General features: G+C 72.9%; 1 protein-coding gene (running past one end of the window). It reads right to left on the reverse strand.

The window, feature by feature from the left end; translation table 11 throughout:
• Nucleotides 1-15,306: the final stretch of an MFS transporter gene (locus tag ABEB12_RS39695; protein WP_425572317.1), read on the reverse strand. The gene runs 48,498 nt beyond the window's last position; the window shows 15,306 of its 63,804 coding nt (coding positions 48,499-63,804); the start codon falls outside the window, past its right edge; the stop codon is at nt 1-3.

Genomic DNA, 15,306 nt, shown 5'->3' on the forward strand with positions numbered 1-15,306 from the left:
TCACCTGGTCCGCACCGCCGCGGCGGTGGTGTCGTCGTTGCTGCCGGCGGCCCGGGCGGCGGTGGTGAGGATCCGGGTGGCCTCGGCCGGATCGGTGGCCCCGCCGAGCGCTGTGATCAGGTCATCGGTTGTCGGCAGGTAGTTGTGCAGGCCGTCGGTGCTGGCCAGCAGCAGGCCGGGGCCGCGCGCCCGCACGGTGCGCACCCGCGGCACCGGCCGGAACTCGGGCGACAGCCAGCGGGTCAGCATTCGCGCATCGCCGTGGTCGGTGGTGAGCTGGCGACTGGCTTCCGGATCCTCGAGGTCGAGCAGGTAGGCACGGGAGTCACCGACCCAGCCCGCGGTGATCCGGCCGTCCGCTCCCGCCATCGCGATGAGCAGGGTCGTGGCGTACGGGACGGCATCCGCCCGCCGGTACGGGTTCTCGACGGCGTAGGCGCGGGCGAGTGCGTCGCCGGCGGCCTGGTAGGCGTCGTGAAGCGCCCGCCGGGGGCCGCAGCGGGGCCGGTCGGTGCGGGTCAGTTCGATGCGAGCGGCGGTGACCGCGATGTAGGAGGCGTGTTCGGCGCGCGGCGTGCGGGACAGGCCGTCGGCGACGACGAGCACCCGCGTGCCGTCGGGCATGGTGAGGGTGGTGCCGGCGTCCTCGTTCGTGCGGTTGCCGGGTCCGCGCAGGGTGGTGACCGCGGTCCGCCTGTCGCGCTCGGTGCGGGTGGCGTCGGGTGTGTTCGGCTCGGGGATGGTGCCCGGGTCGGGGACGGCGGGGATCTGGCCTGGTTCGCTCGGCGGCGGTTGGTAGGAGCGGGCCGCGGGGAACTGGGTTTCCAGTGCCTCGGCGGCCTTGCGGGCGTTCTCCATCACCCGCCACCCGGTCCGGGTACGCCACAGCAGGCGCGACCAGGCGTAGTCGCGGTCCTGGTCGTGGCGTTCCAGCAAGGTCTGTGCCCGGGCGAGCAGGGGGTCGCTGGCGGTGTCCCCGTCGGGCGCCAGACTGGGCGCCCGACCCAGCGCGCCGGCTGCACCGGCGCGGAGGCGCAGGGCTCGGCGGGTCGCTTTCAGCGCCCGCGTGTTGTCGCGCAGCCACTGCTCGGCGTGCTCGGGAACGGGGTCTGCGCTGGGCGCGGCGTCCAGCGCCCGGTCGGCCGCGCGCAAGGTGCGCGCGCTCTGGTGCGGATAGGCCCTTACCCGAGCGAGTTCGGCGGCGGCCCGCTCGCGGGCCTCGGCCAGTCGCCGGTACGCCTCCAACTGGTTGGTCACGGCGGCGTTGAGCAGCGGGACGGCCACGCCCGCCGGCTCGTTCGCGGCGGCCAGGCGGGCTCGATGCAGGCCGCGCGTCGCGGCTCGGGTGGCGTCTACGCGGACCGCGAGCAGCCGGCGCTGCCGGTGCGGGACCCGGGCGCGCGCCAACGCGGACCGGATCTCCCGGGTGATGGCGTTGTCGACCAACCGGTCGCGGTTGCTCGGCGCCGGCCAGTCGAGGCCGCCGCTCGGGTAGCGCCACCGGTAGAACAGTCCGGTCAGCCGCCGCCAGGTGATGCCGATGTCGTCGATCAGCCCGTCGCTCGGGCGGCGGAAGGCCAGGTTGGCCTCGCGGAACAGGGCGAGCAGCGAGGGATAGGCATCCCCGGGCGGGCCACGCGGACGGGCCCGGTCCAGCGGCGCCAGCCGGTGTCCGCCGGGCAGGGCGGTCGGATCGGCGCGCAGCGCCCGGCGCAGTCGTGGGCTGGCCCCGCGCCAGAGCGCGACCAGTTCGGTCCGTGCCCGGTAGCCGCCAATCGGCTCACCGGTGAGCGCGCCGATGCGGTGCAGCGTGCCGAGCTTGCGCTGCCAGGTCACCGGCGAGCCGCCGAACTCGTCGGCCAGCTGTGACGCGGTCACCGCCTGATCACGTGGCCGGCCGGCCAGGGCGAGGAGCAGTTCCAGCAGCCTGGTCGGCCGGACGGCGGGCTGGCGGTTCCGGATGACCGTGCTGATCGCTCGGCTCCACAGCGCGCGTTGGGTCGCGCGCTCGCGGCGGCCGTGCTCGACCTCGCCGACCAGGCCGCCGGCGGCGTGCGCCAAGCCATGCCCGAGCGCCGGCCGGATCCGATCGGCGGCCTCGGCGCTGGAGCGTCGCTGCTCGTGGAACTCGATCGCCATGCCGGACGGGTCGGCCGCCGGCTTGCGCATCCCTTCACGGATCAGGTCGAACTCCAGCCTGATCAGCACCAACCGGGCACGGACCGCATCAGGATGACCGAATTCCCCGATGCTCGCGTAGTAGGCCACGATCGCCCGCAGCAACCGGGTCCTCGGCCCGGACAGGTAGTCGCGGCGCAGCCGCTGCCGCTCCGCGATCCGCTGGCCAAGCAGACCCGCCCAGCCGGCAAACCGCCCTGTGCCCGGCGGCAGCAACCGGACGCCGTCGGCCGTCACCGGATCGGCCAGCGCCAGCCGGACCAGCGCCTCGCCGAGCAGCAGCTGGAACTCGATCACTTCCCGGGTCCGCCCGGCACCCCGTGGTGAGCGCGTGGCCCGGGCCAGCGCGGCGGGGTTGGTGGCCGGCACCAGCAGCGCGTGCGCGGCGGTGATCCGGTGCTGGTCCTGCCTGCGCCGTTGCGCCTCGCGTTCGGCCGTCAGGGCCTCGTTGACCTCGCCCGCGCGCGGATCGGTGTCGGGCAGCGGCACCCATTCGTCGGCCGGCAGCGGGATCTGTTCGGTGAACACGGCGAACAGATCCCGGGCCAGCTCTTCGGCCAGTTCGCGGTCCAGCGGCCGGTCGCCGAGCCCGAACTCGTCCAGCACACCGGCAAGCTCACGGCGGTAGACGTCCGCGGCCCGGCCCAGCCGACCACCGGGCCACAGTGCCCAGAGCGCCGAGGGCCGTGCCGGAGCGCGCAGCGCGCGGCCGGACTGGTAGCCGTAGAAGTTCTCGCGCGGCTCGTCCTTGGTGCGGTACTCGTCCCGGTCACGGACCTTGCCGGTCACCCAGATCAGCACCGCGACCACCCCGGCGCGCAGCGCGATGTGCCCGGGGCCGTCCGCGCCGCCCCACGGGTTCATGATCATGTAGGTGAAGATCGCGTTGAGCACGGTGTCGATCGCCTTGCGGACCAGCACCCGGGTGTCGACCTTGGAGAAGCTCAGATAGTCCAGCCACGCCTGGCCGACCTTGCGGATCTGTCCGGCGATCACCGAGTCGGCCGTGCCCGCGCGCTCGGTCAGCCGATCCAGCTTGCGCTGCTCGACCTTGACCCGCCACCGGCCGAAGGCCGCCGCCACGTAGTCGGCCAACGGGGTGTTGCCGGACACCAGGATCCCGGACAGCAGCGCCGCGCCCAGCCAGCCAGTGAACGCCGCCGACGCCCCGAGCCCGGACACCAGCAGCACCGCGCCGAGCGCGGTGGACAACGAGGTGAACCCGGCGATGACCGCCTTGATGATCCGGGTCCGGCCCATCTCCTTGGCCTGCACGAACGCGTTGAGGACCGCGACGACCGGGGTGGCCACCGCGATCGAGCCGAGCAGCCAGCCCAGGCCGGCCGGGGCGAACCCGGTGGCGACCCGGTAGGCCACGGTGATCGCCACCACCGCCGCCGCCGACCGCACCGCCGCCGCCCACGGCCGCACCTGCATGCCCTTGAGCTGGTTGGACAGCTGCCTGCGCAGCACATAGCGATAGACCAGCGCCCCGGTGGCCAGCGCCGCCAACACCGCCTTGACCGCCACATACTTCGGCAGCCCGAACACCGCCGCCCACCCCGCATCCAGCCAACCCCACCAGATCGGGGCGGTCGCCCCAACAACGGCGGCCGCGGAGAACAGCCCGACGATCCGGACCGTGGCCCGCTGCCGCGGCACCCGGGCGGCGTCGGTCGGCAGCTCTCGCGGCGGGGCACGGGCCACCCGGGGCGACCACATCACGGGGACGCGACGACCGAGGTGGCGACCGGCGAAGATCGAGCCGATCAAGCCGAGGATCACCGCGCCCACGGTGAGTGCCGCCTTGATCCAGTGCCCCGAGCGGTCCGGTGGAGAGGTCACCGCCGGCGGCGGAGTTGGCTTCGGCGTCTCGCCGGGCGCGGGTGGCGGGAGCGGCGCTTGCTCCTCGACATCGACCCGCGCCTGCTCGGCCAGCTCGTCTGGGTTGGGCAGTCGTTCGATTGCCAGGTGATAGGCCCGCATCCGGCCGAACCGGTCGACGTGGATCCGCCAGTACGAGTCGCCCGGCTGGGCGATCCAGGTGCCGGTCCAGGACGCCGGGGCCGCGACCGGGCTCCCGCCGATGAAGGTGTCCCGGTCCCACTTGTCGCCGTTGGCCGCGCGGAACTCTGTCCAGCCCACCCCCTCCAGACCGCGCCACACATCGCCGGCGGTGTCCGTCGGCCCTGCCTGGAAGGTGACCTCCCGCCCGAGCGGGGAACTCCCCTGCCGCAACAGAACCTGGACCTCGGTGCCGACGATGTGCGGCGGACCGGCATCGGCCCGGACATCGGCCGGCACGGCCATGCCGAGCACGGCGAGCAGACCGCCGATGAAGATCGCCCGGCGGGCTACCGCAACCACCTTGCCGAGGAACGACCGTGCGGAGAAACGCTCTCGAATGTCAGTTAGACGCGAGATGAAGCGCCTTGGGTCGGGTGCGCCCGGTTCCGAGTCAACTCCGGAACCGGGCCCGGTTCGGTCCCACCACCAGGGCGACCACCTCCTCTTGGCCAGCCGTACCGACCGCCAGACCACCCGGAATACGCCGTACACCGCCGCCGCACCGAGCACCGCGAGCGCGCCCGCCCGGCCCGTCGCACCGGCGACCTGGTCGAGCCCGAGCGTGGCCACCAGGGCGCCGATCACCGTTGTCGGATGTGCGTGCGCGGAACCACCGCGTTTGAGCGCCTTCTCGGCGGCGCCCCGCCAACTGCCGTCGAGCAGGCCGGTGAGTGGTCCGAGGATTCGGGCGGCCAGCGTGGCCACCGCCGCAAAGGTGAACGCGCCGGCCAGTACCCCGGCGACGATCCAGGCGGCGTCGGGGATGAGGTTGACCGCCTCGGCGAGATGGTCGATCCGGCCGTCGCGTTCGAAGTAGAGGGAGAGCCGGGGCCGGAGCGCGCCACCGTTCCACAGGATGAACGCCATCTCGGTGACCAGCCAGACGGACCCGACCAGGCCGGCCTCGATGGCGAGGATGACCGGGGCCGACCGGAGGCGGTCGCGCCAGTGTCGGCCGGCGGGAGTCGGCGAGTCGTCGCGGGTGGGCGCGACCGACAGCGCGCCGTCCGCGTCCAGAACCCAGGTCAGCGGCGTGCCGCCGGCCAACAGTTGGGTCGCCTCGTGGGTGCCCAGGCGCAGCGGGCGGCCGGCGTCGTGCTGGTCCACGGCGGTGGTGCCGGACTCGAGGACCAGCCGGTGCCACAGCGAGTCGGCCCCCACGTCCGCGGTTCGGTACGTAGTGGGACCAGGTATGTGGTGCACGGTGCGCGTGCCGTCGTGCAGGATCGCCTGAACCTGGCCGCCGTGCACGACGCGGTAGACCCGCCAGATGGCGCCGTCGGGGAAGCGCAGCAACAGCCTCGGGTAGTCGGTGGCCCGCCACAGCGCATCGAGCACCTCGAAGTCGACGCCGGCCATCAGCGAGTAGCCCTGCGGGTCGCCGATCAGCCGCCGGCCGGCCTCGACGCCGATGCGTTCCCACCCGGCCGCGTCGTCGAGCTCGGCCGGCGGCGACAGGCCGAGGGCCTCGGCCAGCGGTGTGCGCAGCTGGGCAAGGCGTTTCGTGGCGGAGCGCCGTCGGAGGATGGCGTCCGCACGCCAGCCGCGCCAGGCCGAGACCATGGCGGCCGCGCCGCGCAGCACGGCGGTGACCACAGCGGCGAAGGCGGCGAGGATGAACGGTTGGTGCCACAGCGGCTGGACGGCGAACCACCATTTGAGCCGGTCGGAGAGCCCGGGAACCGGCGGCAGCTCGGCGAACCGCGTGTTCAGTGAGACCAGGTAGCGCCGGTACGAGTCGTGCGCGTCGCGCAGTCGGGCCACCTCGCGGGCGTCCACACCCGGGTTCGACTCGAGTGCGCCGACGTCGCGGCCGAACTCCTGAAGCTGACGGTCGAAGTAGTCGAGGCCGGTGCGGATATCCCCGGCCCGGCGGGTGAGCCCCTCCCTGGTGTCCCGGCCACCAGACCTGTCGGTCCACAGCAGGTCGATCATCACGCTCAGCTGGGCGTAACGGTCCTCGAGGCTCTGTTCCTGGTTCCGCACGTCACGCAGGCTCGGCGCGGGCGCCGGCTGGACGAGTGGGGGTTGACGACGCACCGGGTACTGGGCAGGCACCGTCGCTTCCTTGCCGAGAAACAACTGTGCACTGAATCGCCACGGAATGTCACATGGACGGGAGATGAAGCGCATTGAGCGGGATGAGCCCGGTTCCGAGTCAACTCCGGAACCGGGCTCGGTTCGTTCCCACCACGAGGGCGACCACCCCTTTCGGTCCGGCGGAGAGGGCCGGACCACGGCGGCGGTTCCGCCCCAGTCTGCCGTGCCGGTATCCGCGCCGGCCCGCGGGGCCAGTCCGACAACCAGCGCGGACACCGTGAGCCCGAGGAACACCAGCGGGGCGATTCGGGAAAGCAGAGCACGCACCCTGGCGGCGCCGGCGGAATGCGGTCGCTTCCACGAGCCGAAGCGTCGAGCGACCGACCATCCGGCCGCGAGCACGAGCCCGCCCAGCGCGCCACCCAACAGCACACCCAGCCGCGCGGACGGTGCAACCGGTGCCGAGAACAGCCACCAGAGCAGATCCCCGGCCAGGCCGCCGTAGCCGAAGGCCGAGACCAACGCGCCGGTCCGCTGGTAGCCGGCGCGGTCGGTCAGTCGCAGGCCGAATAGCGCGGCCCGCCGCAGCGAACGGAACCGCCCCTTCCAGTGCGCCACAGCCTTCGCGGCGAACCAGTCGGGGACCAGGCGCAGCGCCCGGGCCAGCAGCACGGCCCGCCATCCGGCGAAAAAGACGATCGCCGGCGACACGAACCACGGCAGGCCCCACGCGGTGATCCGCACCGCCACCCAGAGCCCGAGGGCAGCACCGAACGCGCCAACCAGCGCACCGGCGGCGCGGGCGACCGGGTGCGGCGTGGGGTGGGCGCCGGTCAACAGGTAGTCCGTGCCTGCCACGGTGACCCACGCGCCGGGGCCGATCTCGGCCACCTTGGCGATCGGCCGGCCATTGACCAGGACCGAGCCGGCGGCGTGGGGCGCCGGGTCAACGACCCGCCAGCCCGTTCGGTGGCGCAGCAGCACGGCGAGCACGGGCATCCCGTCCGGCTCGCCATCCGCGCGTTCGAACAAGTGGTGCGGGCCGCCGACCGGGGTCGAGTACCTGTCGGCGAGCCGCACCAGCCGGGTGCCATCCCGGACCCGCACGGTGTCTTGCCGGCTCACCCCGTCCGGGAGCAAGATCACCACATCGTGGGCCTGCGTAGACCCGGGTAGCAGGAGCAGCCGACCGGCGACGAATGCGGCGCCCTCCAGGGCCGCCAGCGACACACCCAGTTCCTCGGCCAGCTGACCGGCGGAGGCGTACCGCGCCTCGCCCAGCGCCCGGATCACCGTCGCCTCGATCACGCCGGCAGGCGGCGGTCCCCGGGCAGGCCGGCGCTGGACGGTCCGCCGAACCAGCCTCGCCACCATCGGGAGCACCGCGGTCCCGAGCAGCGCCGCGCCCACCAGCACACCGGCCACCGGCCAGCCGTGGAGGTCCCAACCTCCGCCCTCGGCGACCGAGGTGACTCCGGTGTCCGTCCGCGCCGAGCCGGTAGCGCCGGTGATCATGGCGCCGGTCAGCAGCGTGCCGATGATCAGGACGCTGGTCAGCCCGGCGTGCCCCGAGGGGTCCCATCCCCTACCGTCCAACGCGAGCATGAGGTACGCCTGCCCCCGAGAGTCCGTATGGAGCACGAACCGGGGTCGCTCCGCACCGATCGCCGCGCGGATGTCCGCCACCGTGATGCCGGGGAGCCGCTCGAACAGCCAGTCCGACGGCAGCAGCCCGTGCCCGACCTCGGCGATGCCCTGCTCGATCAGGTCCAGCAGGTCCGGCCGGGCACCCGACGGCACGGCGGCGCGAACCGCGAGCCATGGCGCCAAGATCACTATCGCGGCCTGTGTGCAGGTGTCGGCGCAATGATCGTGTCGATGCAGATGCAAGAGCTCATGGTAGGCCGTGTTCTCCCACATCCGGTCCACCTGCTCGGCAGTCAGCCGGCCGGTGGCTTCCAGGGCCTCCAGTTCGTTGAGCCGCTGGGTGGTGGTGAAAGTCAATCCGTGCTCGGCGATGGGCGCTTCTTCGTCCCACCAGGTGAAGGCGAACAGCCGGGAGAGCGCGGACACCGCCCGGTCCCGGGCCGCGGCGGACAGGTCGCCGTTGTCCACCCGATGATTGAGCACCAGCCCGGCCTGGCGCACGTTCAGTACCAGGTACTCCTCGGCCAGCGGGGCGCGCGGCCGCAGATCCGGGTGCTGTTCCATCGGGTCGAGCAGATGCGCCAGCCACGGCAGCACCTGCAACAGCAGCTCGGTGTCCGAGTCGGTCCATTCGGTTGCCAGTGGGCCACCCCCGCGCCGTGGGTCGAGGTGGGCGTAGCCGTTGCGCCGCAACAGCAGCCGGGCGTAGTGCGCGACCACCGCTACCAGCCCGTCCGGCTGTCCTTCCGCCCACCAGCTCGGGTTCCCGCGCAGATGGTCCATGTCCCGCATCACGTCGCCCGGCGTGAGCGCCGCGTCGACGGTTCGGGATGAGACCTCGACGGTGTGGCCTCGGCTGTAGCGTTGCTCGGCCTCGTCCAGCGTGGCCGGGCCGAAGATGTCCAGCACCTTGCCGTTGGGCATGCGCACCGCGCTGTGCTGGATCAGCTGGATCCCGGCAGCCGCGTGGAAAAAGACCATCACGTCCCAGCCGGTCAGGCCGTGCAACACGGCGGACAACCGATGACAGTGCCGGCAGCCGAGCAACTCTCGGGCCGGCCAGTCGATGACGTTCGCGGTGATCGTCAGCTGGCGGTAGCCGTGATAAGTGCCGTCCGGGATCCCGACCGTGGCCCGCCCGTCGAAGTCGATCAGGAACGGGTCCTCGCGCGATGTGTCGAACCCGGGCCGGCTCGGCCGAGGCTGTGGCTCCTTCGCCCGGGGCTGTTCATGCCGGCGCGCCCCGGCCCGGGGCACCATCCGGGCGGCCAGCCGTTGGGCGAACTCGTCGGCGCCGAGGCCATTGATGCCGGTGACCAGCAGCGCGGCACGGGTCAGCTCCGCATGCGAGTCGGGCTCGACCGCGCGCCGCACGCGCCCGTCGTACGCGTCGGTGACGATCGCCTTGCGCTGCTCCTTGGTCAGCGACTCCCACCAGGCGCTCAGCACATAGATCCGCGCGCCCGGCCGGGTGTATGCGATCAGCTCGGCGGCGATCTGCCCGCCCTTCCCCGGCCGGTTCTGGTCAAGTCGGTGGGCCAGCTGCTTCGAGGGCAGCAACGAGACATCTGGCCGCGGACCCCGCCGATCCCAACCGAACTCGCGCGGCCGGACCAGCCGGATCGGCGACACCGAGGGCACCGCCGGCAACCGCTCCGGTCGCCAGGCGAACACGCCATTGCCTGGACCGTCGGCACCGTGACCGCCGGTGACTCGGTCCGCGGCGGGGAGCTGGGCCGGGCCGGGCTGGGGACGCGGCATCGGGCCGGGGCGGGGCGCGGGTGGCGGGATGCCCGACCAACCGGGCGGCGCCGAGGTCAGCCGGCCGTCGAAGGCGTCATCGAGCAGCGCGGCGATCCGCGCGCGGTCCGTCTCGTGGTCACCGTGCAACTCGAGAAGTTCGCGCAGCTCGTGCAGCCAGATCTCGGCCAGCAGGTAGTCCGCCGCCGGGAGCACCCGGATCGCTTCGTACCGGTGCCGGAGCATCACCACCCTCGGCCGGCCCAGCTCGTCCAGCAGGCTGAACGCGTCCAGGTCCACGACCAGCCCAGGCAGGTCATCGAACAGCGGCCGCACCGACAGCCAGTCCAGCAGTGCGAAGTCGACCCCCCGCGCCGGGTAGGGCTCGTCGTCGAACAGCGGCCGCAACCCGTCGGCGATCCGTTGGATCCGCTCGGGCGGGTAGTAGCCGCGGGTGAGAGCCCCCTCGTGGCGGAACAACCGGCGCCACCGGGTGCTGCCCCGGTCACCGACCTCGTCGGTGAACCGGATCCGGCCGTTCGGGTCCTGGTAGGCAAGCGTGCTCGGCCCCCGTTGCTTGGCCTGCTTGCCCAGCGACCTGGCCAGGTCGACGACCCGGCCGAGCTCCGCGGCGTCCAGCGGAGCCTCGGTGTACACCACGCTGCCCCGGACGCTGAGCGGGTTCCCCTGGGTGCTGCTCGTCGCCGCCACGAACGCCTGGACCCGGTCCGCCACCGAGAGCCCGTCGGCCAGCCCGACACCGGGCAGCACGACCGCGAACTCCTTGCCGCGCAACCTGGCCAGCAGCGCCACCGGCATCGAGCTCAGCGCCGCCGCCCGCGCCAGCGCCACCTGGTTCAGCGCGGCGTCACCGGCGCCGTAGCCGGTCGCGTTGATCTTCTTCAGATCGTTGAGGCTGAACAGCACCACCGTCGCGCCACCCGGCGCCTCGGACAGTGCCGCAAGCAGGCCCCGGCGGTTGAGCAGCCCGGTGAGCATGTCGTGATTGGCCTGGTCATCCAGTGACTCGATCCGGTCGACCAGCGCATATCCGAACCGCCGCTCGGACGCGACGAGGTCGATCAGCCGGCGCAGCACCGGGTCGACGCGGCTGTCGCCCGGGACGGCGATGTGCTCGGTCGGCCGTGCCCAGACGACCTCGGCGGCCGGCCCCCCGAGACCAGCCCGCTGGGTGGTCGACGGCCCGAGGCCGGTCCGCTGCGTGGTCGGCTGCGTGGTCGGCTGCGTGGTCGGCTGCGTGGTCGGCTGCGTGGTCGGCTGCGTGGTCGGCTGCCCGGGCAGGCGGTCGGGCGCGCGGCGGTCCACCCGCTCGGGCCGGCCGGTCGAATAGTTCCAGTACACGACCGTGTCGCGGGTCTGCTTGGCCTCCTCCTGCAGCCGGCGGGCCGCCTCGATAAGCTTGTCGAGGTCGGGTGCCGGCTCGTCGGAGTACGCCACGCCGACGCTGATCGTGGGCAACGGCAGGTCGGGGCGGGACTCGCGCCGCACCTGTTGCCTGATCATCTCGGCCGCCCACACCGCCGTGTGGTAAGGCACGTCGTGCAGGAACTTCAGATACTCGTCACCGCCCCAGCGCTCCACCACAGCGTCGGGCAGCGCGACCAGGAAGATGTTGGTCAACCGGGCGATGGCGCGGTCGGCTGCCGCTTCGCCGTGCTCTTCCTTGAACCGGCGCATGTGGTCGCCGTCCAGCGCGATGACCGCGACCCCCTGACCGGTCGTGCCCGGCCGGCTCCAGGACTGTCGCACTCGTTCCTGGATGCGCCGGTTGTAGGCGCCGGTCGGGTCCCGCTCGGCCGCGTCCCGTGCCTGCGCCAGCAGCCGCCGCTGGTGGGCGGTCCACCGTGCGGTCGCCATCAGCAACGCGGTCACCAGGTCGTAGGCATCCCTCGGGGAGTCCCGCACGATCCGCGACGCCTGCCGCAGGATCTGCTCGGCGTCCGGCGGTTCGGGGGTGTCGGGGTGCGTCGGCTCGGTGGCGAGCGGGGGTGATCGGTCACCGTCCGGGTTCGCCAGCCGCCGGCGTACCAGCCACTCCCCGAGCGCCAGCTGCACCAGAGCGGGGCCGAACCGTCCCGGCAGCCGCAGCGTGCTCCCCGGGGCGGGCTCCCCGGCCGGCCGCACGGCGGGTAGCAGCACCACGGCGGACGCGACCTCGTCCGGTTCACCCGGCAGCCCGGGCCGGATCAGCCGCAGCGTGTCCCACGCCGGGTTCGGTTGGCCGCTCCGAGCCGCACCGGTGGCCGCCAGCAAGGGGCTGACCAGCTGGAACGAGTCATCACCGGTTTCCCCGACGCGAACCACGAACCGGCCGTCCTGCTCCGCAACCTGCCGTAGCTGGCGCCAGTAGTACCGGCCCCGGGCGCTGTGCGAGCGGTAGCCACGGGCCAGCAGCTCACCGGTCGGGCCGTACTCGTCGACCGCCACGATGCCCAGCGCGGTGTACACGTGGCTGAAGTGCTCGACGTGGAACTCGTGCAACGCCTTCGACCAGGCCGGACCGAGCAGTACCGCGAGGGCAGCCGCGTCCGCGTCCCCGGTCGCCCCGACGATCCACATGCCGTCGGTCGGCTCCGCGCCGAGCAGCTCACGCACGTGCTCGCCGGTCTGGTCGGAGCCGATCACCAGCCGGGCACCCAGCCGCGCGTTCCCGGACAGCACCGGGGCGATCCCGGGTAGCAACGCCTGCTCCAGATCGGACACCACCAGCAACGGCGCGCCTCGGGCGACCACCTCGGCCATCGCCTCCCGCAGCGCCGCCATCTCGGCGGCCGCGCCCGGTTCCTCACGTACGGCCGAGGCCAGCAACGACGCGGTCAACCGGGACTGCGCCCGGAGCACCAGCGCACCGGCGGCCCGGCGCAGCAGCGGCCGGTCGGACACAGCCCAGAACAGTCGGTAGGTCCGGGCCAGCGACGACCCGGCCCGCCGGATGCCCGGTTCGTGCCACGCCGCGACGACCCCGGGGCCGTCGACGACCCGGCCCAGCACCCGGTTCACCAGCTTCTGGTGCTCCTCCTCGGTGCGCAGCCGCTGGACCCGGTCCTCGACCTCGATCCACAGCAGCTCGTTGAGCACACCGGCTTCCGCCAGCCGGGCGAACATTTCCTCGGTCAGCACGATCACCGGGCCGGCCGGCCGGTTCAGCGTGTACGCGCCGAGCAGGAGCGCGAGCCGGTCCAGGCCGGCGTCGCGCAGCACCGCCGAGGGCAGCACCTGAATCTCCACCGGCGGCGGGCCGCGCGGGGAGGCCGGCAGCCGGTCCGGGCGCAGCCGCTGTGCCTGCCCATCGTCCAGCGCGTCCCGCAACACCCGGATCAGCCGGTGCTCTTCACCGGGCAGGAACCCACCCCAAACGGCCGCGCCGCCGACCGTCTCCGGCAGCCAGCGCTGGACCAGCAGCTCTGCGGTCCGCGGCAGGCGGACGTCGGGGTCTGTCCCGATGATGTCGGCCCAGAACTCAAGCCTCAGCTGGGCGACACCCGGCAGCGTGATCGACAGCGGCTCCGGACGGATGTGCTCGAAGCCGGGGATGGGCAGCCGGACGGGGTGGTAGTGGTCCGTGGGCGAGACCGCCTTGAGCAGCGGCAACCGCACTGCCTCGGCCCACTCACGCAGGTATTTGCCGAACTCCGGGCCAACCCGGTACTCGCCAGTGCCGTACGGGTGGCCGAGCGGCAGGATGCCCTGGTCGGTGACCATCACCAGTAGTTGCGCCAGCTCCTCACCCCGGCGGTCACCGGGCCCACGCCGCCACAGTTTCAGCGTCACCAGGCTCGGGTGTAGCGCGACGACCTCCGCGAAGTGGGCCAACACCCCGGTGGCGCAGTCCAAGCAGTTGCGGTTGGGGTAGCCGATGCTGAGCTTGTCCAGCGAATCGGTGTTGGCCCCGACCAGCGCCGGGATCGGCGCCACCCCGTTCGAGGCCGACGGCTGTACCTGCGTCGCTAGGTCCCCGGGTGCATCTTCGTCGGCGAAATGGGTGTGGTGGCGGTGGTGATCGAGCAACCACCGGCTCCACTGCCGTCGGAATGCCCGTTCGGCGCGCTTCGGGTCTCCGGTCACCACCAGCACCCGCAGGTAGGCCGCCACGGCCGGCCGCGCCTCGGGGCGCCAGTCGTAGCCGACGTAGCCGTTCCACAGCGGCGAACCCGGCGCGAAGTCCAGGCCCAGATCCTCATCGGGCCGCAGCCGTGTCCCCCAACCGGAGGTGGCGGCCAGGACGGCCTGGTGCCGCACCGCGGCGGTGATGTTCCGCAGCTGCTTGACCCGCTGGGGTGGCCCGCGCTTCGGCAGCGCCGTGACCAGCGCGGCGAGCATCCGGTTGGCCGGGTCTGGCTGGTTGTGCCGCAGCCGCACCGCGACCCGGCGAGACAGCGCCGCTCCGAGGTCCAGCCACGCGCCGAGGTACTCGCTGCGCGGGCCCGGCCCCGCGCCGCCCTTCTCGGTTTGCGGCCAGGCCTCGAGCAAGGCGTCCATGCCCAGGCGCACCTCGCGCAGCGCCGGGTCGGTGTAGAGCCGCAGCGGGTCGGCGAGCTGCCGCCATGACAACCGCCGAAGCGGCAGCTCGAACAACCAGCGCGCGCCGTCGGTGTCCGCCAACAACACGAGGAACGCCAGCCGCGCCCGCCGGGTCATCTTCGACCAGCGCCGGTCGAACCAGGCGTCGGCGTCGCCAAGTTGGCGGGTGGCCAGCTCCGCCACCCAACGCGGCCGGTCCAGGAACCGCCAGGACTCCTCGTCGGCGGCGAAGGTCCGCGGCACGGTTGTGGCGATCTGGTGCGACAGAGCCGATCGCAATTGCCCGGGCAGCGCCACGAGGTCGCCCAGTACGCGATCGACCGCGAGGAAGTGCTCGACCTCGACCGGGCCGTCCGTCGGCCAACCCGTCAGCAGAACCAGCGCCAGACCGAGCGCGGCCAGCTCGGCTCGCGCCGCATCGAGCCGTTCGGCGATTCCCGGCGGCGCCGCGGCGGTCAGTACGGCGACCAGCTCATGGGCGTCGCGCAGCACGGCCCGGGCGCCGTCCAGCAAGTCGGGGTGGGGCGGCGCGAAGGACTCACCGGCGCTGATCGCCGCAAGCAGCGCCTCGCCTGCCTTGGTGAGGTGCCCCCGCAGCGCGTCCAGCTCGGCTGGGTCGTCGTGGGTGGCACCGGTGATCAACCAACGTCCGAGCATCGAGCGCAACTCGGCGGGCAGCTCATGGTTGTCCCAGAAGTCGTGGACCGTGATCTCGGCGTCGGTCTGGGCCAGCGCACGCAGCTCCGCGATGCTGAGAAGGTGGGCATCCTGGGGCACCAGCCCCCAGAGCCGTGCCCGCTCGACGTCGCGCGGTGAGCCGGTGTCGGTGTGCGGCGCGGCACCGAGCAGCTCGGCGACGGAGTCGAACGGGCCCTGCACCAGGGTGCGGTCGATCCAGTCCAGTTGGTCGGCGAGCCGGTCCCGCAACCGTTGGTTGGGCAACTCGGCGAGCAGCTCCACCCGGTGCCGGGCGAGCTTGTCGAGCTGTTCCCCCAGCACGTCGGGGGTCAGCTCAGGGAACCGGGTCACCGCGAGGCTCAACGCGCCCGCCAGGTCGCTGTTGGCCAAGGTGGACTGTTCCAGGTCGATCCC

Origin of the sequence: Actinospineispora eucalypti (assembly GCF_039543365.1) — a bacterium.
Classification (GTDB): domain Bacteria; phylum Actinomycetota; class Actinomycetes; order Mycobacteriales; family Pseudonocardiaceae; genus Pseudonocardia; species Pseudonocardia eucalypti.